This is a genomic window from Anabaena sp. WA102, from assembly GCF_001277295.1.
GTDB classification, from domain to species: Bacteria; Cyanobacteriota; Cyanobacteriia; order Cyanobacteriales; family Nostocaceae; genus Dolichospermum; species Dolichospermum heterosporum.
Genome location: NZ_CP011456.1, coordinates 5,304,887 through 5,324,910 on the forward strand (window position 1 = coordinate 5,304,887; position 20,024 = coordinate 5,324,910).

Annotated in this window: 21 protein-coding genes, 2 tRNA genes and 2 pseudogenes; 16 read left to right on the forward strand and 9 right to left on the reverse strand. The window is 37.1% G+C overall.

The features are described 5' to 3' along the window. Positions 1-23 precede the first annotated feature (23 nt). The 10 genes from AA650_RS23345 (at position 24) to AA650_RS23390 (ending at position 9,900) form a co-directional block, all read left to right on the forward strand. Positions 24-2,561, forward strand: a complete 2,538-nt coding sequence (locus AA650_RS23345; protein ID WP_053540857.1) for a dynamin family protein — start codon at positions 24-26, stop codon at positions 2,559-2,561. A 290-nt stretch (positions 2,562-2,851) separates the two neighbouring features. Next, on the forward strand, positions 2,852-4,300 hold the full coding sequence (gene ffh, locus AA650_RS23350) for a signal recognition particle protein (RefSeq protein WP_053540858.1): 1,449 nt from the start codon (positions 2,852-2,854) through the stop codon (positions 4,298-4,300). A 172-nt stretch (positions 4,301-4,472) separates the two neighbouring features. After that, positions 4,473-5,225 carry a Uma2 family endonuclease gene (locus tag AA650_RS23355; protein ID WP_053540859.1) on the forward strand — a complete coding sequence of 251 codons (753 nt, stop codon included), beginning with the start codon at positions 4,473-4,475 and terminating at the stop codon, positions 5,223-5,225. 467 nt (positions 5,226-5,692) lie between these two features. Next, positions 5,693-5,953: a 30S ribosomal protein S16 gene (rpsP, locus tag AA650_RS23360; protein ID WP_027403099.1), complete on the forward strand. Its 261-nt coding sequence runs from the start codon at positions 5,693-5,695 to the stop codon at positions 5,951-5,953. 7 nt (positions 5,954-5,960) lie between these two features. Next, positions 5,961-6,347: a KH domain-containing protein gene (locus AA650_RS23365; RefSeq protein WP_053541388.1), complete on the forward strand. Its 387-nt coding sequence runs from the start codon at positions 5,961-5,963 to the stop codon at positions 6,345-6,347. A 335-nt stretch (positions 6,348-6,682) separates the two neighbouring features. Then, the gene (locus AA650_RS23370; protein ID WP_053540860.1) at positions 6,683-7,636 is read left to right on the forward strand and encodes a PhoH family protein; all 954 of its coding nucleotides are present in this window, start codon (positions 6,683-6,685) and stop codon (positions 7,634-7,636) included. 100 nt (positions 7,637-7,736) lie between these two features. Further along, on the forward strand, positions 7,737-8,144 hold the full coding sequence (locus AA650_RS23375) for a ChuX/HutX family heme-like substrate-binding protein (protein WP_053540861.1): 408 nt from the start codon (positions 7,737-7,739) through the stop codon (positions 8,142-8,144). Positions 8,145-8,392: 248 nt separating this feature from the next. Next, positions 8,393-9,169 carry a DUF6816 family protein gene (locus tag AA650_RS23380; RefSeq protein WP_053540862.1) on the forward strand — a complete coding sequence of 259 codons (777 nt, stop codon included), beginning with the start codon at positions 8,393-8,395 and terminating at the stop codon, positions 9,167-9,169. Between the two features lie 497 nt (positions 9,170-9,666). Continuing rightward, a tRNA-Tyr gene (locus AA650_RS23385) sits at positions 9,667-9,749 on the forward strand. A 79-nt stretch (positions 9,750-9,828) separates the two neighbouring features. Continuing rightward, positions 9,829-9,900: transfer RNA gene (locus tag AA650_RS23390), tRNA-Thr, on the forward strand. Between the two features lie 108 nt (positions 9,901-10,008). On the opposite strand, the gene AA650_RS23395 is transcribed toward AA650_RS23390, so the two are convergent. The 7 genes from AA650_RS23395 to AA650_RS23425 form a co-directional block, all read right to left on the reverse strand. Beyond that, positions 10,009-10,611 carry a Uma2 family endonuclease gene (locus tag AA650_RS23395; RefSeq protein WP_053540863.1) on the reverse strand — a complete coding sequence of 201 codons (603 nt, stop codon included), beginning with the start codon at positions 10,609-10,611 and terminating at the stop codon, positions 10,009-10,011. Between the two features lie 33 nt (positions 10,612-10,644). Beyond that, on the reverse strand, positions 10,645-11,460 hold the full coding sequence (locus AA650_RS28905; protein ID WP_234413250.1) for a hypothetical protein: 816 nt from the start codon (positions 11,458-11,460) through the stop codon (positions 10,645-10,647). 12 nt (positions 11,461-11,472) lie between these two features. Continuing rightward, positions 11,473-12,603, reverse strand: a complete 1,131-nt coding sequence (locus AA650_RS23405) for a tetratricopeptide repeat protein (RefSeq protein ID WP_053540864.1) — start codon at positions 12,601-12,603, stop codon at positions 11,473-11,475. Then, positions 12,600-13,280 carry a molecular chaperone DnaJ gene (locus tag AA650_RS23410; RefSeq protein WP_053541389.1) on the reverse strand — a complete coding sequence of 227 codons (681 nt, stop codon included), beginning with the start codon at positions 13,278-13,280 and terminating at the stop codon, positions 12,600-12,602. Before AA650_RS23410 ends, AA650_RS23405 begins: the two co-directional genes overlap by 4 nt. A 321-nt stretch (positions 13,281-13,601) precedes the next feature. Beyond that, positions 13,602-13,796 carry a hypothetical protein gene (locus AA650_RS23415; protein WP_053540865.1) on the reverse strand — a complete coding sequence of 65 codons (195 nt, stop codon included), beginning with the start codon at positions 13,794-13,796 and terminating at the stop codon, positions 13,602-13,604. Continuing rightward, positions 13,783-14,268 carry a type II toxin-antitoxin system VapC family toxin gene (locus tag AA650_RS23420; RefSeq protein ID WP_053540866.1) on the reverse strand — a complete coding sequence of 162 codons (486 nt, stop codon included), beginning with the start codon at positions 14,266-14,268 and terminating at the stop codon, positions 13,783-13,785. The genes AA650_RS23415 and AA650_RS23420 overlap by 14 nt, the downstream gene beginning before the upstream one ends. Before the next feature lie 58 nt (positions 14,269-14,326). Further along, on the reverse strand, positions 14,327-14,539 hold the full coding sequence (locus AA650_RS23425) for a hypothetical protein (RefSeq protein WP_053540867.1): 213 nt from the start codon (positions 14,537-14,539) through the stop codon (positions 14,327-14,329). A 96-nt stretch (positions 14,540-14,635) separates the two neighbouring features. Between AA650_RS23425 and AA650_RS23430 the strand changes: the two genes are divergently transcribed. The 6 genes and pseudogenes from AA650_RS23430 (at position 14,636) to AA650_RS23450 (ending at position 17,298) form a co-directional block, all read left to right on the forward strand. Continuing rightward, a complete protein-coding gene (locus tag AA650_RS23430; RefSeq protein ID WP_053540868.1) occupies positions 14,636-15,604 on the forward strand; it encodes a lipase family protein in 969 nt (322 codons plus the stop codon). Positions 15,605-15,637: 33 nt separating this feature from the next. Then, a pseudogene (locus AA650_RS27250) lies at positions 15,638-15,754 on the forward strand (type II toxin-antitoxin system HicA family toxin); the annotation flags it as partial. Between the two features lie 245 nt (positions 15,755-15,999). Beyond that, positions 16,000-16,355: pseudogene (locus tag AA650_RS23435) on the forward strand (hypothetical protein). 6 nt (positions 16,356-16,361) lie between these two features. After that, entirely contained in the window at positions 16,362-16,568 is a 207-nt protein-coding gene (locus tag AA650_RS23440; protein ID WP_053540869.1) for a hypothetical protein, read from the forward strand. 67 nt (positions 16,569-16,635) lie between these two features. Next, positions 16,636-16,947 carry a DUF433 domain-containing protein gene (locus AA650_RS23445; protein WP_027403085.1) on the forward strand — a complete coding sequence of 104 codons (312 nt, stop codon included), beginning with the start codon at positions 16,636-16,638 and terminating at the stop codon, positions 16,945-16,947. Continuing rightward, positions 16,948-17,298, forward strand: coding sequence for a DUF5615 family PIN-like protein (locus AA650_RS23450; protein ID WP_053540870.1), 351 nt, complete (start codon positions 16,948-16,950; stop codon positions 17,296-17,298). It abuts the gene before it with no gap. A 148-nt stretch (positions 17,299-17,446) separates the two neighbouring features. Here the strand turns inward: AA650_RS23450 and AA650_RS23455 are convergent, their stop codons facing one another. Both AA650_RS23455 and atpA read right to left on the reverse strand, forming a co-directional pair. Next, positions 17,447-18,394 carry a F0F1 ATP synthase subunit gamma gene (locus AA650_RS23455; RefSeq protein ID WP_053540871.1) on the reverse strand — a complete coding sequence of 316 codons (948 nt, stop codon included), beginning with the start codon at positions 18,392-18,394 and terminating at the stop codon, positions 17,447-17,449. Between the two features lie 103 nt (positions 18,395-18,497). Then, the gene (gene atpA / locus AA650_RS23460; protein ID WP_039200455.1) at positions 18,498-20,018 is read right to left on the reverse strand and encodes a F0F1 ATP synthase subunit alpha; all 1,521 of its coding nucleotides are present in this window, start codon (positions 20,016-20,018) and stop codon (positions 18,498-18,500) included. Positions 20,019-20,024 lie beyond the last annotated feature (6 nt).

The window sequence follows — 20,024 nt, forward strand, 5'->3', positions numbered from 1 at the left end:
GATCTTAATGATAAAGGAATTTTATGGATACCTCACTAATCCAAACTGAAGCAGTTGAACTATTATCCCGTCTCACTGGTCAAAAATTAGCGAAAAAACACCTCACACCTCCTATTGTTTTTATGACGGCTGTATTATTTTTAATAATAGGGGTTATTCATATTGATAACGAAGTATCTAGTAAAGAAAAGGAATATTTCAATAATATTATTAATATATTAGTTCCTCAACAAAATAAATTTCGTCAATTCTTACAGATTATTCATAAAAAAATCATTCAAGATAAATTATATCAAAATGTAAACGATTTATTGATATTAGCTGCATCTTTAACAGAAGCAGAAAAAATATTACTAATATGTTTAGGGTATCAAATGTCTATGGCTGATGGAGTAATTGATGTTAAAGAGAAAAAATATTTACAAAATATTGGTAAAAACCTACAAATTCCAAATAACTATTTGCATACATTAGAGGCAGTTTTTGCAGATAAAACTATTGTAAATGAACAAGACTTAAATCAAATCAGAGATTTACTTGATCCTGTAAAATTGTCTTCCCTTGATAATTTGTTCATAAAAGCGGCTAATCACTGTTTAGAATATTTTCCCAATAAACACCATAATGATCAGGAAAATCATCATTTACAACCAGCTTATTCAGGTTTTGAGTTATTTAAACAACAGTGTCAACAATTAGAAAATTACTGTAACAATTTACTACAATTATTAGAAGAAGGATTTAATCTAAATATTATTTCAGAATACTTGATAGAAGAAATCAAAGAAATTTTACGACAATTACAATCTCAACGTTTTAGAATTGCTGTAATTGGTGAATTTAGTCAAGGTAAATCAACTTTACTTAATGCTTGGTTAGCGGAAGAGATTCAACCTGTAAGAGCAATTCCTTGTAGTGGTACAATTACTGTTTTAAAATATGGAACTCAAAAACGAGTAATTTGTCGTTATAGAGATGGACAAGAAGAAGAAATTCCGTTTGAACAATATCAAGAAAAAGCCAGTATTTCAGAAGATGCTGCTATTGATAGTTTAGCAGAAGAATTAGCTCACTCAGAAATTACCGAAATTATTTTAGAACATCCTGGTTTAATTTTATGTAAAAATGGAGTAGAAATTGTTGATTCTCCTGGATTAAATGAACATCCTAACAGAAGTGCTATTACTCAGCAACTAATTCAAGATACTGATGCAATTATTTTCCTAACTAATGCTTCACGTCTTTTAACACAGGGAGAAAGACAATTATTACAAGAATTAAGATTACAAGTTAATAACGGTAATAAAAATGAACCTGCTAATAATATTTTTGTTGTCGTTAATTTTATAGATTTACTACGCAAAGAACAAGATCGTCAAGGTGTTCAGCAAAGAGTAGAAAAATTTGTATTTGGACAAGAACCAATTATAACAGGTAATAACCGTGTTCATTTTATTTCTGCCCAATGTGCTGTTGATGCTATTTTAGAAAATACTGAAAATGATTACCTTAAATCTTTTCAATTTTTCACTCAATCTGTTGAAAGTTTTTTGATTAATGAAAAAGGTTTACTTAAACTAAAAAAAGCGACTCAATTACTCAATAATTTAATAACTGGTTGTAGTTCAGAATTTGAACAATTTGAGAAAATCATTTCTGGTAAAATAACACTTTCAGAACAGGATAAGCAACAAATATTTGATTGTATTGGTGAAGCAACTGGACGAGATTTTAAAATACGTCTTTTGTTTGACAGTCTTGTGGAAGAAACTATGGAAAAAATTTCACAATCTTGGAAGAAATGGGTAGAAAATTTAGAAGAACGTTTAACTAAAAAAAGTGAAAAATGGATTTCTAGCCAAGAGGATAAAGAAAAAATAATGAATGATTATGCTCAAATGTTTGTTAGAGATTTTGCTAAAGATTTTCAGAAAGATTTTGAATCTAAAATGATATCTGAATATTTGCAAGATTATATTTCTTTATTAGATAATGAAATCAGTTTTCATGTAGAGGCAATTAAAAGTAATCTTGAATCTATAGATTTAGAGCGTGGTTCAAATCTTGTTAATGAATTTAGTTTATCTATAGCTAACGTTAAACAAGATATTAAATTGAATTTATCATTATCTCCACAAGACAGTGAAGGAAAAGATTGGTTTGGTGGTTTTATGGGAGGAGCTATAGTAGCAGGATTGTTAGCAGCATTAATACCGGGTGGAATTTTGATTAATATGGCTTTAGGAGGGATAATTGGGAGCTTTTTTGGAAATGATGATCCCAAACCAAAAGTATTAGAAAAAGGTTTAGAAAAATTTAATGAATCTGCACAAGATATTTATGATCAAGTATGTGAGAAAGTTATCTCAATTTTTCAAGATAGATTAGAAGTTGCTAGTGAAATTATTGAACAATCAATAGCTATTTCAGAGCAGTTAATTGAACAACATGAATTAGCTCATACACAAACATTAAAATCTAGTGAAACAAGTCTCAGTTGGATTAGTCAAAACAGACAAGATTTACAAGAATTACGCTTGAAAATCGTTCAAAGTGAATGATTTTGAGACACAGAAAATTAAATAAATTGAACAACCCATAAAATGGGAAATTATTCGTTTTTTGTCAAACTTACCTATAAATCATCGTTAACTCTCATTTCTCCGTGTCCTCTGTGTTCTCTGTGGTATGGCTAACGCCACGCTCCGCGAACGTTTGTCCATGACTGAGGACACCTTCAAAATTACGGTTTACCAGATCAATCAGTTGCTAGAGTCAGATAAGCTGGTAAAGAAGAGAGTTAAAAACTTACCAAATATTCCCAACAGACGAACTACGTTGTAACTGAAATATGTTTGATGCACTATCTGACCGTTTAGAATCCGCCTGGAAAAAACTGCGAGGACAGGATAAAATCTCCCAATCCAATATACAAGACGCTTTACGGGAAGTGCGTCGGGCTTTGTTGGAAGCAGATGTTAATCTCCAGGTAGTCAAAGATTTTATTAGCGAAGTTGAAACCAAGGCACAAGGGGCTGAAGTTATCGCTGGTGTACGTCCTGACCAACAATTCATCAAAATTGTTCATGATGAATTAGTGCAGGTGATGGGGGAAGAAAATGTTCCCCTGGCAGAAGTTACAGGTAAAACCACCGTTGTCTTAATGGCTGGTTTACAAGGTACAGGTAAAACCACAGCCACCGCTAAATTAGCCTTGCATTTACGAAAACAAGATCGTAGTTGTTTATTAGTGGCTACAGATATATATCGTCCCGCAGCTATTGACCAGTTAATTACTCTTGGTAAGCAAATTGATGTCCCAGTATTTGAACTGGGAATTGAAGCAGACCCCGTAGAAATAGCCCGTCAAGGTGTGGAACGTGCCAGAACCGAAGGCATAAATACAGTAATTATTGATACTGCCGGACGCTTACAAATTGACGAAGATATGATGGCGGAATTAGCCCGCATCAAAGAAATAGTCCAGCCCGATGAAACCCTGTTAGTTGTGGATGCAATGACCGGGCAAGAGGCGGCAAATCTCACGCGCACCTTCCATGATAAAATCGGTATTACTGGGGCAATCCTGACCAAAATGGATGGGGATAGCCGAGGTGGCGCGGCGTTATCTGTGCGGCAAATTTCCGGTGCGCCGATTAAATTTGTGGGTGTAGGGGAAAAAGTCGAGGCTCTACAACCGTTTTATCCTGACCGGATGGCTTCGCGGATTTTGGGCATGGGGGATGTTCTCACCTTAGTTGAAAAAGCCCAAGAAGAGATAGATTTGGCAGATGCGGAGCAAATGCAGGAGAAAATCCTGTCAGCGAAATTTGATTTTACTGACTTTCTCAAGCAAATGCGGTTGTTGAAAAACATGGGTTCTTTGGGCGGAATTATGAAGATGATTCCGGGCATGAACAAGCTTTCTGATGACCAGTTAAAGCATGGAGAAACCCAGCTAAAACGCTGTGAAGCCATGATTAATTCCATGACGGGTAAAGAACGCCGTGACCCAGATTTATTATCGAGTTCTCCCAGTCGTCGCCGCCGCATAGCTTCTGGTTCTGGGTACAGAGAAGCGGATGTAAGCAAACTGGTAGCGGACTTCCAAAAAATGCGATCGCTCATGCAGCAAATGGGACAAGGTGGTATACCAGGAATGCCAGGAATGTTTGGTGGTGGTAATCCCTTAGCCGCAGGTGGTAATCGCCCCTCAGCCGGCTGGCGTGGCTACCCCGGTGGCGCACCACCAGCGAAGAAAAAGAAAGAGAAAAAGAAAAAAGGTTTTGGGACTCTTTAGAATTTAAGCACAAAATCCCGAATTTCTCCCATAAATTCGGGATTTGCCAAATGCAATAATTATGGTGTTTGTTCAGGGTCTATCGCAAATCACTATAATTGTTAATATATTCATCAGTGCCACTGCTTGTGTTCAAAACTTTATTTACCTTTGGTAAAATGGAGATTCAGATATGGTACAGCAACTTATACCACCAGAAATCAAACCAGAAATCAAACCAGAAATCATCTACCCTGATAGTGATGGCAACCCTATGTCTGATAATACTAAACAATATGAATGGATTGTTAAAATTAAGGAAAATTTAGAAATATTATTCGCCCCAAACAATGATGTATTTATAGCTGGTGATTTACTTTGGTATCCTGTAGAAGGAAGTGTAAAAACCCGACAAGCACCTGATGTCATGGTAGTGTTTGGAAGACCCAAAGGTGATAGAGGTTCTTATAAACAATGGCAAGAAAATAATATTCCTCCCCAAGTGGTATTTGAAATCCTATCTCCGGGAAATAGCACCAAAGAAATGGCCAAAAAAATCCTCTTTTATCAGCGTTATGGGGTAGAAGAGTATTATATATACAATCCAGACACAATTGAATTAACAGGATTTATTCTTGAACAAGAATGTTTAGAGGCAATTGAGGATATTAATAATTGGGTCAGCCCGCGTTTAGACATACGTTTTAAACTCACAGCAGATAACTTAGAAATTTATTATCCTCATGGCGCTAAGTTTCTCACATCTGTGGAATTAAATCAACGTGTCGAACAAGAACAACAACGTGCCGACCAGGAACAACAACGTGCCGACCAAGAAAAACAACGTGCTGACCAAGAAAAACAACGTGCTGAACAAGAATACAAAAATTATCAAGACCTATTAGCAAAATTAGCAGCTAAAGGTATTGATATCAATAATCTGTGACATACTCCACACACTCCCTTTCAGGTGAGTGTGGGCAACGAGCGCGACTCTTCTATGAAGACATTAACTGAGCTTTAGGACCGTCTAAAAAGGTGTTTTTGTTTACTATTGATGTTAGTGACAGAATTCCTGTGATTTTAGGTCAAGTTCGCTCTTGGTCTGTGCGGAAATAAGCACGTAGTCTATGCTCTGATCAATAATTTATCAAAATTGTTTATAATGAGTTAGTGCAGGTAATGGAGGAAAGATTGAGGTACTACAACTGTTTTATCCCGAAACGACGGGAACAGGGAATGAAGAGAATATCTTTCCAACTGACAACTAAACTAATAGCCATTCACGGCTAGAAAGTGCTAAAATTAGCATTTCAGTGTTGGAAGTTGTGAAGGCGGGTATAATATCCCCATCACTTCCCTATCAATCAGTTACAAACTCACTCACTAGGAACAGGAGAAACAGTTCTCAACATGATCAAATTGCGTTTAAAAAGATTTGGCAAAAAGCGCGAAGCAAGTTACCGGATTGTTGCTATTAACAATCTTGCCCGTCGTGACGGTCGCCCCCTAGAAGAACTAGGATTTTATAACCCCAGAACTGATGAAGTAAAATTAGATATTCCTGGTATTGTTAAGCGACTGCAACAAGGCGCTCAACCTACCGATACAGTTCGTCGTATCCTCGTAAAAGCTAACGTTTTTGAACAGGTCAGTGCAACAGCCGCATCATAGTCTTGAGATTAAATCCCTAACAACCAATCCCAATTATGTGGGGCTGGTGAAGTTTCTTGTGCAACCGTTTTTAGAATCTCCAGAATCTTTAAGCGTTGATTGTGAAATGTCTCAAACCCTCAAGCGGGCTTGGGTTCGCATTGCTTTTAACAGCATAGATAAAGAAAAAGTGTTTGGTCGGGGGGGACGAAATATCCAGGCAATTCGCACTGTAATTTCCGCAGCAGCAGAACTAGCTGGGCAATCAGTATACCTGGATATTTACGGCGGCAGTTCCCACAGTCGAGATAGTATGTCTTTTGATGAAGACCAGGAAGAGCGGATACTACCACCCAAGTCGAAAGAAAGAGAGAGCAATATTCCCAAACCTGTTGTTAAACCACGTTTACGCTAGATCATAACTGGTCAGTTTAAATGGTTGATTACAGATTATTTTCTGGGAAAGATGGAGAAAGGGGACAACAAAATTGTCAAGTCTTGGCGAATATTTCCGTGTTCACTGCGGATTTACCAGCCAAGAATTAACAAATGTTGTCAGCCTATTTTCCAATATTTTAAGAGGAGTCAGGAGAAAGAAAGGAAGAATAGTATAGAACCTGATAAATTGTTCGAGTTTTAGTTTTATTTAATAAGCCTTAATTGACAGAAAATTATAGAATTTTCAATTTACATTTAATAGGAAAATATTAATTTTGTTAAAAACCACCTTTTACCCAATTCAGCAATAATATGGCAGATGATTCCATAATTCAACTGCCTAGTATGTCCAGTGCGATCGCTCTAGCTGGTTATGGTGAGGCAAATATCAAGTTTTTATCACAACAAACAGGGGCTAACTTAGTCCTCCGGGGGCAAGAATTATTAATTTCGGGAACACCCAAACAGGTAGAATTAGCAAAGCGATTAGTGCGATCGCTCGAAAATTTGTGGAGTAAAGGTAATAATATCTCTAGCGCCGATATTCTCACAGCCCGTCAAGCCCTCGATACAAATACAGAAGACCAACTCCAAGACCTACAACGGGATATCCTCGCCAAAACTCGCCGGGGTTTTGAAATTCGCGCTAAAACCTTTCACCAACGCCAATATATAGACGCACTTCGTAGACGTGATTTAACCTTTTGTATTGGTCCTGCGGGAACAGGGAAAACCTATCTCGCTGTAGTTATGGCAGTCCAAGCCCTACTCAGTAATCAATTTGAACGGCTGATTTTAACCCGTCCCGCAGTCGAAGCAGGAGAAAAACTCGGCTTTTTACCAGGAGACCTACAGCAAAAAGTCAACCCCTATTTACGTCCTCTTTATGATGCCATTAATGAATTCATAGACCCCGAAAAAGTCCCCAACCTAATCGAACGGGAAATCATCGAAGTCGCACCACTAGCTTATATGCGGGGACGGACATTAAATAACGCCTTTATCATCGTTGACGAAGCCCAGAATACCACACCGGCGCAAATGAAAATGGTTTTAACCCGATTGGGTTTTAACTCCCGCATGGTAATCACAGGTGACATCACCCAAACCGATTTACCACCCCATCAAAAATCAGGTTTAGATGTAGCCTTACAGATTCTCAGAAATGTGGAAGGAATCGCCATTTGCGAATTTTCTCAAAAAGACGTTGTTCGTCATCCCTTAGTGCAGCGGATTGTTGCTGCCTATGAAAAATACGAAACGTAGGGGCGCAGGGTCTGCGCCCTCTTGCCTTCTGGATTGTATTACATCCAAAAAAACGCTATAAATCTGAAATTGAACACTAACAACTAAAAAATCAACACATATGAGTACAACATTGAAAGAATTTTTGGAAGCTTGTGAAACCTTGGGAACTTTGCGCTTAATTGTCACCAGTAGCGCCGCTGTTTTAGAAGCTAGAGGAAAAATAGAAAAGCTATTTTACGCCGAATTACCAAAAGGTAAATATGCGAATATGCACACCGAAGGCTTTGAATTTCATTTGAATATGGATATGATTCAAAAAGTGAAATTTGAAACAGGTGAAGCCAAAAGAGGAAATTTTACAACCTATGCGATTCGGTTTTTAGATCCAGAAGAAAAACCTGCATTAAGCCTCTTTTTACAATGGGGTAAACCCGGAGAATACGAACCAGGACAAGTAGAAGCTTGGCAACTTTTAAAGGAAAAATATGGAGAAACCTGGCAACCTTTAGCACTAGAAGCCTTGTAACTTCCTAAGATTCAGATCCCCGACTTCTCAAAGAAGTCGGGGATCTTTAGAGGGTGTTTGAAAAGTTATGGTTGATGTATCAAATATTTTTTACCCCTCCCTAAACCTCCCCTTGTAAAGGGGAGGGAACTGGATTTTTATTGTTTCCCCCCTTTCCCCTTGTAAAGGGGGGTAGCAATGTGATGAAAATTACGGAATACCACTTTTAAAACATCCTTTTAAATAAATTTAACTTTTAATTGTTGAATATGTTGATGAAAATAATTGTTAGTTTTTGCTTAATGCTTTTATTATTGTTAGGAAATAACGAAGCACAAGCTGGAGAATTAGCAGAACATTTAGCCAAATTCCCCCAATGGGAAAAATTAACATCAGTCAAACCAGCCAAAGGAGATTTAGTTTACCCTGACTGGATAGCTGGGACTTGGAAAGTTACCAGCACATTAGTAGATTTAGCCGCACCTTTAGCACCGGATATAGTGACACCAGGCTTTGAAGGTAATCGCAGTCAATTAAATCAACCAATTAGTTTTTTAGTGAAATTCATTAAAGTTAAACCAACTAATTCTGGGTTTAAAATTTTTGGTAACTTTCAAAATCAAGCATCAATATTAGTAGCAGATAGAGAATTTAATAGTTTAAATTTATCCAGAGCTTATTTAGGCGATGAGGCTGTACTATCATCCAAAGTAGATCCTCAATCTCCCAATCGGCAAATTACATTTTTGCGGGGTGAACGGCAATTAATTTCCATTATCAGCGATCGCGCCACCGAAATAACAGCAGATAATCAATTCATCACCACAGAAGTTTTCCAACAATTATTTAAAGGCAGTTCTCGTCCATATTTGAATACTGTAGAGTCAACCACAGCCTATCAAAAACTCTCCACACCCTCTCCAGCCATTACCGCAGATCAAGTAACCGCCGTCTACCTTTCACCCCAAGATCCCGATTATTTTACCGCAGGTTCTCGACCAGTGGCATTATATCGGTATCGCCTAGAATTTGTCCCCGCAAGCTGAACCTCGTAAATGGTACGAACTAATGGTGTCAACTTAGGCTACAGATGGCTTATTTGTTGGCTTCCACACCCACCCAAAAATGAATTTCCGGGCTAATAAGTAAAGTTTACTAAAGTAAACTGGGGATTTTTAGTCATCAACAGACAACTTTTGCTATTAGACTGGGAATATGGCTAACGCCACGCTACGCTATCATTCCCAGGCGGGCTATCGGTTTTACGTTAAGTTGACACCAATGGGTACGAACTAAGGGACTTCCAAATAAAAAAATACTCAACCACCTAACGCAAAAATCTCTCAAACCCTTATTCCTCTGTGTCCTCTGCGCCTCTGTGGTTCGTTAATCAGGATAATTTATTTCTTGGAAGTCCCTAATGGCGTAAACTTCTGAAACTAGCTGGGAGTAAAGGATTTAGACGTTATCAAAAAATATTTTCTCTAACCCCTTGCTAAATCCAGAGAGTGCTGCTATTATAGTTAAGCAGTGGGAAACAAACGGGTCGATGTCCGAGTGGTTAATGGAGACGGACTGTAAATCCGTTGGTTTACGCCTACGCTGGTTCAAATCCAGCTCGGCCCATATCCTACAAAGATTAAGAATTATAAATGCTGTACCATAAGTGTACAGCATTATAAGCCTTAATTTTGTTTCGGCTTTCGCCCGTGTGGCTCAGTGGTAGAGCACACCCTTGGTAAGGGTGAGGTCACGAGTTCAATCCTCGTCACGGGCTTTTTAAAATGACGAAAATTATCAATTTTGTTTTATAAACCAACTCCTTAAGCAACACGAAAACATGGAGTCTGTTGGGTTTAATCTTTTTTCTATCCAACCTACGATTCTATGGCATTATGTCATCTAATTTAAGTTTCAAATCTGGAAATAGAGGAGAAACTATACTATCTCCTAAACGATATTTTTCTTGTTGATAGACACCATTAATTAATTGACCAATTGTTAATGTAGGTTGTTTAGGATTACCAATAAATTGGATTCCACCTAATGCCCGAAAGTCTACAATCCAATATTCTGGTATTTCTAAAAAAGCATATTCTTCTATTTTTCTGGCATAATCATCTTGCCAATTTGTACTCACAACTTCAGCAACTAATTTAATAGTATTTCCATGACAAATTATTGGTTCTTTTTGCCAAAGTGGTTCTTGATTAAGTTTTGCTTTGTCTAAGACAATTACATCTGGACGAAGTGCTGTAGCTTCAGCAGCGAAGGGTTTAATTAAGCAATTTTTAGGAATCAACCAGTTTAATTTATTATGAATAATCTCTGTATAAATTCTCCCGGCAATATTTCCAGCAACTTCTTCATGGGGTCCTGTTGGTTCCATATCTCTGAGTTCTCCGTCAATTAGTTCATAGCGGGTATTGTCCCCATATTCAATTAAAAATTGCTCAAAGGTGAGTGGTTTTACTGGGGTATAGGTCATAATTTTAGATTGTCTTGTGATGTTGGGTTTATTTTAACTAACTTTTGACTCATCTGCCTGTGATTCATCTCTAATATTAAAGTAGTGAAAAAGATTAGCAACTGTTAAATCTGATGCTAGTTGTAAATTAGATGTAACTAAGGTTCTATATCCAGAATTTGCGGCTTGTTGACTGACATAATTTTCATATTCCCGGCGTAATTCTGGCGCAAACATAAATAATAATTGATCACGTAAAGAATAAAAATGAGATTTTTCGGCGATGTTTTCGTAGCTTATTTGTTCTGGTGGTATTTCTAGATTAATTATAGTTTGGGTAGCTTCTGGATTTAAATTACTGTTGAAATCAGCACTATTTAAAAGTTTTAATTCTGCTGGAGGTAGAGATTTTACCCAATCTACATGATTTTGCCATGATTCGATGATCACTAAATCATGATTATGAATGCGGGTAAGTTCAGGAAAGAGAAAATCAAGTTCGTCGTGTGATTCACATTGATTAATTACAGTATGGGCATCTTCACATATTTTAGTTTGGAGTTGCGATAGGCGATCGCTTACTGCGGAAACTTCATTTTGGACTTGATAAGTGGTAATAATAGCTTGTTCAATAGCCCAAGAACATTCTAATCGGCGCAGTTGTCCAGGCGCACAGGTTTCTGCTAATAAATGGGGATTAGTATAATCTGCTAAAGCCTCAAATAACATACCTCTAGCAGCGTCAATTTCTGCATTTCTGCGGCTAATATCTTGTAATTGCATAGCAGAACATAAACGGTTTATAGCTTGAACAAATAAACCATAGGCTCTAATTAAAACCGCACAAGCAATATAAAAAAAATCATACAAACCAAAACTTAGTTAAGATATTACGGATTCTCTATCCTTATTTAAAAGCCTTTTACGATTATTAATAGACAACTCAAAGTTAGATTCAATTTCTAAAGCTTTGTCATAGCTATTGAGTGCTTCTTCAAAATGCCCCAACTTCTCTAGTATATAACCTCTGTTATTCCAAATCATTGGATTATCAGTTGTAAATAGTAAAGCTTGATCATAACAATCAATTGCATCTTCATACAGTTCTATTTCAATTAGTATTTGTCCTTTGTTATACCATGATATTCCATGATCTGGCTTAATTTCTAATGCTTTATCATAGGAGCTAAGTGCTTCTTCATGACGACCTAAAGCATATAATTTATTTCCACACGCAAACCAAAGAATATATTCATTAGGTCTGAAGTTAAGAGCTTTTTCATAATTAAAAAGTGCTTCTTCATGACGATCTAATTCATCTAATATTACACCTCGCATTTGCCAAGCACAAGCAACAAATTCATGTTTTTCATTAGGCTGAATTTCTAATATTTTACCATAGCTTGTAAGTGCCTCTTCATATCTACCCAGATCATTTAGCTGATTTCCGCGAATTAGCCATACCTCACAGGAATCAGGGTTGATTTCTAAAGCTTTGTCATAACTTTTGATAGCATCCTCATAATGACCTATTTCTGCTAAATCAGCACCTTTTAACCACCAAGATTCGGCATCGTTTGGGTTAATTTTTAAAACTTGTTCATAACTATAAATTGCTTCTTCATAGCGATTTAAATTACTACCTAGAATTTTTGCTTTATTTTTCCAAACCATATCGTTATTTGGCTGAATTTCCAATGCTTTATCATAAGGAAGAAGAGCTTCTTCGTAGCGTTTTAACATACCAAAAACACTACCTCGATTATTCCAAGCTAAAGAGTAATTTGGATTTAGTTCTAATGCTTTCTCATAACAAATAAGTGCTTCTTCATAAGCCCCATTCCTAAATAAATCATTACCTTTTAACCTCCAATCATCAGGAGTAATTGTTTCTTGCTCAATTGACTTAGCTAAATCTAATCCTCTTTTTAATAATTCAGATGAATATCTAGTGAGCTTTTGATTACTAGATACAATCTTGTTTTGGTTATTTTGTTGATGATCGTTGGTCATTTATATAATCCTAATTGAGTTTTTAATTCATCTAACTTATGTTGGGCAATCAAAATCTGTTCATCTAACTGATTAGCCATTTCTGATAATAAATTGCGTCCTGACTTTTCAGCCATGTTAACAGATGATTTCAACTGATATAATTCAGTTTTCTCTAATAAATCAATTTCCATGAAAATTGTATTTAAACGTTGTTTACCTTGAGCAATTTTACGAATTGTACGAACCAATTCAGCCGCAACTCCCTCACCTCTGATAGATTCAGGACTATTTTCCCAAGATTGTAAAATTTCTCTGATTTTTTCCTCATCTCCATTTTCATAAGCTTGATTCACTTGAGCCATTAATTCTTGTCGGCGTAACCGTTCCTTTTCATCTGTTGCTAAGTCTGGGTGAATACATTTCGCCACATCTCGATACAATTGTTTAAGACTTTGAGACTGTTTAAAAGCCTTTACTGCTTCTAAAGATGCCATATATTCGGCAATTTGATCCTCAATGCGATCCAGTTCAGTATAACGGATACCAATCACTCGAAAATATTCTCGTTCAAAGGCGTGTAACTCAGCTTGGAGGGTAGTTAAATCTAACTCACGCTGTGCTAATTCTGTTTCGAGTCCAGTTAACTCCGTCTTCTTCTTTTCTAGTTCCTCTTCTTCGGGGGCAAGTGTACGCATTATCCGACCTTCTATTTCCATATATTTACCCTAAAGAGCTATAGATTAGAGATATTATACCTTCAGTTCGAGTAATTTCTAAAAGTGCTGCTTTCAGTTCTGGAGTAATGGCAATAGTTAGGGTATCTTGCATATTTTATCAGCGAGCTACATAGTTAATTATACAATATATCTGGCTACCATATCTATTTTGCACAAATAAAGTCAAAAATTTACTTCTTTAACCAACATAAAAACATTAACCGACAGGCAACGCACCCTAGAAATGGCTTGTATTTCTTCAGCCGATAAATCTCTTTCTAAACCTATTTATTTTTTCCCCTAGATATTTTCTTGATGTTTCTTAATATCGGCTAGTATTTCATCCATTGTTACATTATCTAACCATTGATGACGTTCTTCTGTATAGTCTCCACTACCATTATCAAATTGACGAATAAATCTGATAGCGTCAACATATCCTAAAGCATCTACAAGAGCTTTAAATCCTTTTCTATATAGTTCAATTGGGGTCATTTTCTCCTCCTTGTACAATATTATTAGTAGCTTCTGCCAACCAGATCATTGGATTAGCAACTATTATATTTATATTATCCTTATAGCTTAATGATTTTGACAATAGACGACTATCAGTGGTCAAGAAAATATCAGCGTTATTTTCAGCACAAGCCAGATGAAAAGCATCAAATTTTTTAATGTTAAAGGTTGTTAATTCTATTGCTCGTCGAGTAATTTCTTCTGTGACTAAAATCTTATCATGAGCTATTGTTAAGACTTTCTGTACTTGTTCTCTCCTGTTTATATCTGGAGTTCTGGCGATTTCTAATTCTAAAGCTGTGCTACTGACTAATTGCCATTTTCCAGATAGACAATGATTGATAATTTCTAAAATTGCTTCAGTTTCTAGCCTAATTCGCCATTGAGTTTGGTCGTCAAAAGGACGATTAAGGCAACAAACATCTAAATATATTCTATATTGTTTATTCATATTTTTAGAACATAGTGTTACAAATGTTATTATTAATTATTAGTATCTATAACTAGCTTCATGAAATTATCTCAAAAATTTCCTCATCTGTGTAAACTGTTTCATTCTTTTGCATCAAGTCAGAACGCAATGCACGGAATTTGTGGGTAAAGATGTAGTCCTCAATAGCTTTACCGACTAAACTATCAGCAGATATACCTTCAGTTTGAGTAATTTCTAAAAGTGCTGCTTTCAGTTCTGGAGTAATAGTAATGGTTAGGGTATCTTGCATATTTTATCAGCGAACTACATAGTTGATTATACAATAGATTGAGCTACCATATCTATTTTGCACAAATAAAATCAAACATTTACTTCTTTAACCAACATGAAAACATCCACCGACAGACAACGCACCCTAGAAATGGCTTGTATTTCTCAACTCGCTTACGTCGCCTATAAACAAGGAAATGATATAGTTAGCGATATCCTAAAAACAGGTACTCCATCCTTTTTACAACCATATCAAACCATAGAATTTATCTCAGCACCACGTCCTTTAAGTGATACCGATGAATTAGTTTGTTGTGGTTTACTCCTATCCACAGAAAATGATATTGTCATTGCTATTAGAGGTACAGAAAGATTAGATGATTACTTCTTTAACTTACTAGCATTCCCCAATTCAGAAGCAATTCACTCCGGTTTTAATCTTTATGTTAAAAGTTTTTGGCAACAATTACAAGACTTTATCCAAAGAGAAGAAAACGCCAACAAAAATATTTTCGTAACTGGACATAGTTTAGGCGGTGCTGCGGCTACATTAATTACTAAACGAATTAGTGAAAGCGAATTAAAACCAATTGCACCTTATACATTAGAAACCTATACATTTGGCGCACCACCAGTTAGTACAATCGAATTAATTCTGGATACTCCCATCTATAGATTTAGAAATATGGGTGATTTCATTCCTGATTTACCGAAAATCATCACTGTTTTATTAAATAAAATCCCAGGAATCAAACAAGTAATTATTAATTGGAAACCAGAACTATTAAAAACACTGGCTGATTATTCTCATGTGGGTAATGAATATTGTCTTAATAAAAAATATGAACTGATTGAACAAACCGAAGCTAACTTACCTAATCTTAAATTGATTTTGCAAATTTCCAGTTTATTAGCTTCACAATTAAAATCACCATCTCAAGCAGATGTTAATAAATTTCGGTTGTTAATAAACACCTTAATTAAAACATCATTAGAAGAACATCACGCCATTAAATATATAGAAAGAATCAATTTTGGGAAACTTCCATCTTATATTTCTAATTTGCATGATGATGAGGAGTAAAATAGAAATTATAAAAGATGAGGAAGTCACCGACAGTTTAAACATCCTGATAAACTTGGTACAGTTACAGTTTCTGGTAAACCTAATATTGATGTACCCATTGGTATGCTAAAAAGTATTTGGAGACAAGCACAATTGGAGGAAGAATAATGCGTTATCCAGTAGTAATTGAAAAAGGAACTACTGTTTCTTAATGTCTCTTAATATCCGCTAGTATTTCGTCCATTGTTACCTGATCTAACCATTAATGACGTTCTTCTGTATAGTGCGATCGCTGATCTTGTAGGGTGAGTTAATGAAATGTAACGCACCATCCCTATCCCACCATACGTTTTTTGCCGTGGTTGATAACTTTTCACGCTAACCTATAAATAAACATACCATCCCTAACGAAAATGGCACAACTAACAATTCAAGTACCGGACGAACTAGCAAACCGCTTACAACCCATATTACATTATTACATCGTCTTCCAGAATTGCTTTTACAACTGTTAGAAACACATACACCAGAAACATTAGAATTCACTAATTCTAGTGATACTGCTAACACTTATACTGAGGTTTTAGACTTTTTGATTAAACAACCAACACTGGAACAAATAGCTAAATTTAAAGTTTCAACCCAAGCACAAAAAAGGTTAGAAGACTTATTAGAAAAAAACCGCATAGGTACAATTTCTAAAGCAGAAAATAGCGAATTAGATATTTATGAACAGCTAGATCAATTAATGATGTTACTTAAAGCATAATTAAAAATGACAAATAATGCCACTTCTTTTAGTCTACGTCAATTAGTCATTGAACGCGCTCAAGGACGTTGTGAATATTGTTTAATTCTAAAAAATGCCGAAATTATTGGTATTACTGATATTGGTCAAGCTACATCACGGTTATTGATGTTTAATACTTCAAGCAGAATGCGATCGCGTAAATCATTAATTGATCAAAATTTGTACCCATGACTGGCTGACTATAACTGCTGATTCTATCATAATATAAACATATAGCAACCTAGCTAGATAAAATAATATGTTAACCCTCAATTACCCACATATCGTTAAAAACGATCATCAGTCAGCAAGACTACAGCGTTTACCGAGAATTAGAGTAGCGCAAATTGTCATGGATTATCTGGCTTATGGTTGGTCAGTAGAGGAAATGTGCCGTCAACATCCTTATTTAACATATAGTGAAGCTCATGCTACTATGGGTTATTACTTCGACCACCAAGAAGAGATTGACCAAGAAATTAAACAAGAATGGGAACAAGTACAGGAAAGTATTAAGGAATCAGTACCATCCCCTTTTTACAGCAGAATGAAAGCGAAAGGACTGTTGTAAATGCCTATTGCTTTATATATGGATGTTCATGTGCCTCAAGCTATTACATCACAATTGTGCCGTCGTGGTGTAGATGCATTAACTGCCTTTGATGATGAAACCCAAGAACTTCCTGATGATAAATTATTAGAAAGAGTGACTGAACTAAAACGAGTCCTGTTTACTCAAGATATCCGTTTTCGCGTATTAGCTGAAACTTGGCAAATAGAAGGAAAACAATTTTCAGGATTAATTTTTGGACATCAATTAGGTGGCACAATTGGTCAATTTGTTAAAGATTTAGAATTTATTGCTCAGGCTTCTGAAATTGACGAATGGATGAATGTAGTTGAATATGTTCCTTTCAAATAATCTAATATGAAGAAAAATATCATGAATTATCACATCATCATTAACTTTACCAATAAAAATAGAGTATAAATTGAAGTTCAATAATTATTAATAATTGATGATTGGCCATAGTTCATTTTACAACTACCTCCAATCACCAATCACCAAATTAAGTAAGCGCTTCCGCACCACCGACAACTTCCAGAAGTTCCTGGGTAATTGCGGCTTGACGAGCTTTGTTGTAAGACAAAGATAGACTTTTAATCAACTCACCGGCGTTTTCGCTGGCGTTACTCATTGCTGTCATCCGTGCGGCTAGTTCACTAGCTGCTGATTCTTGTAATGCTCTTAATAGCTGATTGCTCAGATATAATGGCAACAAAGAATCCAGAATTTGCACTGGATCTTGTTCAAAAATCATGTCACTAGGTAAAGCCGTCACTGTACTAGCTACCTTTTCCCGTTCCACTTGGAATTGACCACCACGAGTAGTTAAACGGAAAACTTCATCATCCGCTGCTTCTAAACCTTGGGTATCCAAAGGTAGAAGGGTTTGGATGACGGGACGGGAACTAACTAAGGAGACAAATTTTGTATAAACTAGCTCAATCCGGTCTACTTTTTCCGAAAGGAAGAGAGAAAGTAGTTCATCAGCAATATTTGTAGCTTCTGCGGCGGTAGGAATTTGTTCTAAACCGCTGTAGGTAGCATCAATAGGTTGATTCCGCCGTTGGAAGTATTGAGTAGCTTTGCGTCCAACCAATACATAAGTATAGTTTACGCCTTCAGCTTGGAGTTCCTTAGCACGATTTTCGGCACGACGGATCACGTTACCGTTGTAACCACCACATAAACCCCGATCGCCGGAAATTACCAACAAACCTACTGTTTTAACTTCGCGTTTTTTCAGTAGGGGTAGGTTAACATCTTCAAACCGCAGTCTGGTTTGCAAGCCAAATAATACTTGAGCTAAACGGTCTGCAAAGGGACGGGTGGCAATTACCTGTTCTTGAGCGCGACGGACACGCGCCGCAGCTACCAGCCGCATGGCTTCGGTAATTTTTTTGGTGTTTTTGACCGACTGAATGCGATCGCGTATTGATTTGAGATTAGCCATAATTTTTAGGTCATTGGTAATTGGTAATTGGTAATTGGTAATTGGTAATTGGGTAAAAGTTATTGCTATTACCTATTACCCACTACCTATTACCTGTTACCTGTTACGCTGCTGCTTGGAAGGTCTTTTTGAACTCAGTGAGAGCGGCTTTCAAAGCTACTTCTTCTGTATCACCAAGGGCTTTGCTACCTTGTACGCCTTGGTAATAGGCAGTGTTAACATTTTTCAGATAATCACGTAAACCCTTAGCAAAGGTAGTTACTTTATTAACTGCAATGTCATCTAAATAACCGTTAATACCAGCGTAAAGAACTGCTACTTGTTCAGCTACGGAGAGAGGATCGTTTTGGGGCTGTTTTAAGAGTTCCCGTAAACGCACACCACGCGCCAACTGATCTTGGGTGGCTTTGTCTAAATCAGAAGCGAATTGAGCGAAAGCTTGTAAGTCGTCAAATTGCGCCAATTCTAGTTTAATCTTACCGGCAACTTTCTTCATTGCCTTGGTTTGAGCCGCAGAACCTACACGGGATACAGAGATACCGGGGTTTACAGCGGGACGGATACCAGAGTTAAACAAGTCAGAAGACAAGAAAATCTGACCGTCGGTAATAGAAATTACGTTGGTAGGAATGTATGCAGATACGTCACCAGCTTGGGTTTCAATGATAGGTAATGCAGTCATGCTACCTTTACCTAATTCATCGCTGAGTTTAGCAGCACGTTCCAACAAGCGAGAGTGAATGTAGAATACGTCTCCAGGATAGGCTTCCCGACCGGGTGGACGACGGAGGAGCAAGGACATTTGGCGATAAGCCTGGGCTTGCTTGGAAAGGTCATCATAGATGATTAAGGTCGCTTTGCCTTTGTACATGAAATACTCAGCAATACTAGCACCTGTGTAGGGAGCGAGGAATTGCAGGGTAGCTGGGTCACTGGCGTTAGCTGCGACAACTACTGTATAGTCCATCGCGCCTTTTTCTTGTAAGGTTTGGACTACGTTAGCAACGGTGGAAGCTTTTTGACCGATAGCTACGTAAACGCAAACGACATCTTCACCTTTTTGGTTAATGATGGTGTCAATAGCGATCGCTGTCTTACCAGTTTGACGGTCACCAATAATTAATTCCCGTTGACCACGGCCTACAGGAATCATGGAGTCAATAGCGGTAATCCCTGTTTGCATCGGTTCATGTACAGACCGACGGGCAATAATCCCAGGGGCTGGGGATTCAATTAACCGAGTTTCAGTAGTTTTGGGATCACCTTTACCATCAATAGGACGACCCAAAGCATCAACAACGCGACCAATGAGAGCGTCACCTACGCCTACTTGGGCAATTCTACCAGTAGCGGTTACAGAGCTACCTTCTTGAATACTCCGACCTTCGCCCATCAGTACCGCACCAACGTTATCTTCTTCTAAGTTTTGGGCGATACCAATTGTACCATCTTCAAATTCCAGGAGTTCCCCAGCCATAGCTTTTTCCAAGCCATAAATCCGGGCAATACCGTCACCAACTTGTAGCACTGTACCAACGTTAGCAACTTTAACCTCTTGGTCATATTGCTCGATTTGTTGTTGGATGATGCTGCTGATTTCGTCAGGTCTAATGGAAATACTCATTTGTCA

Bases quoted from the DNA above. Each gene is read 5' to 3' on its own strand.
- AA650_RS23395 (WP_053540863.1), bottom strand. From the start codon at position 10,611: ATGACCTATACCCCAGTAAAACCACTCACCTTTGAGCAATTTTTAATT.
- AA650_RS23450 (WP_053540870.1), top strand. From the start codon at position 16,948: ATGCCTATTGCTTTATATATGGATGTTCATGTGCCTCAAGCTATTACA.
- AA650_RS23370 (WP_053540860.1), top strand. From the start codon at position 6,683: ATGGCAGATGATTCCATAATTCAACTGCCTAGTATGTCCAGTGCGATC.
- AA650_RS23440 (WP_053540869.1), top strand. From the start codon at position 16,362: ATGACAAATAATGCCACTTCTTTTAGTCTACGTCAATTAGTCATTGAA.
- atpA (WP_039200455.1), bottom strand. From the start codon at position 20,018: ATGAGTATTTCCATTAGACCTGACGAAATCAGCAGCATCATCCAACAA.
- AA650_RS23425 (WP_053540867.1), bottom strand. From the start codon at position 14,539: ATGCAAGATACCCTAACCATTACTATTACTCCAGAACTGAAAGCAGCA.
- AA650_RS23375 (WP_053540861.1), top strand. From the start codon at position 7,737: ATGAGTACAACATTGAAAGAATTTTTGGAAGCTTGTGAAACCTTGGGA.
- AA650_RS23430 (WP_053540868.1), top strand. From the start codon at position 14,636: ATGAAAACATCCACCGACAGACAACGCACCCTAGAAATGGCTTGTATT.
- ffh (WP_053540858.1), top strand. From the start codon at position 2,852: ATGTTTGATGCACTATCTGACCGTTTAGAATCCGCCTGGAAAAAACTG.
- AA650_RS23410 (WP_053541389.1), bottom strand. From the start codon at position 13,280: ATGCGTACACTTGCCCCCGAAGAAGAGGAACTAGAAAAGAAGAAGACG.
- rpsP (WP_027403099.1), top strand. From the start codon at position 5,693: ATGATCAAATTGCGTTTAAAAAGATTTGGCAAAAAGCGCGAAGCAAGT.
- AA650_RS23380 (WP_053540862.1), top strand. From the start codon at position 8,393: ATGTTGATGAAAATAATTGTTAGTTTTTGCTTAATGCTTTTATTATTG.
- AA650_RS23415 (WP_053540865.1), bottom strand. From the start codon at position 13,796: ATGACCCCAATTGAACTATATAGAAAAGGATTTAAAGCTCTTGTAGAT.
- AA650_RS23355 (WP_053540859.1), top strand. From the start codon at position 4,473: ATGGTACAGCAACTTATACCACCAGAAATCAAACCAGAAATCAAACCA.
- AA650_RS23345 (WP_053540857.1), top strand. From the start codon at position 24: ATGGATACCTCACTAATCCAAACTGAAGCAGTTGAACTATTATCCCGT.
- AA650_RS23420 (WP_053540866.1), bottom strand. From the start codon at position 14,268: ATGAATAAACAATATAGAATATATTTAGATGTTTGTTGCCTTAATCGT.
- AA650_RS23455 (WP_053540871.1), bottom strand. From the start codon at position 18,394: ATGGCTAATCTCAAATCAATACGCGATCGCATTCAGTCGGTCAAAAAC.
- AA650_RS23405 (WP_053540864.1), bottom strand. From the start codon at position 12,603: ATGACCAACGATCATCAACAAAATAACCAAAACAAGATTGTATCTAGT.
- AA650_RS23445 (WP_027403085.1), top strand. From the start codon at position 16,636: ATGTTAACCCTCAATTACCCACATATCGTTAAAAACGATCATCAGTCA.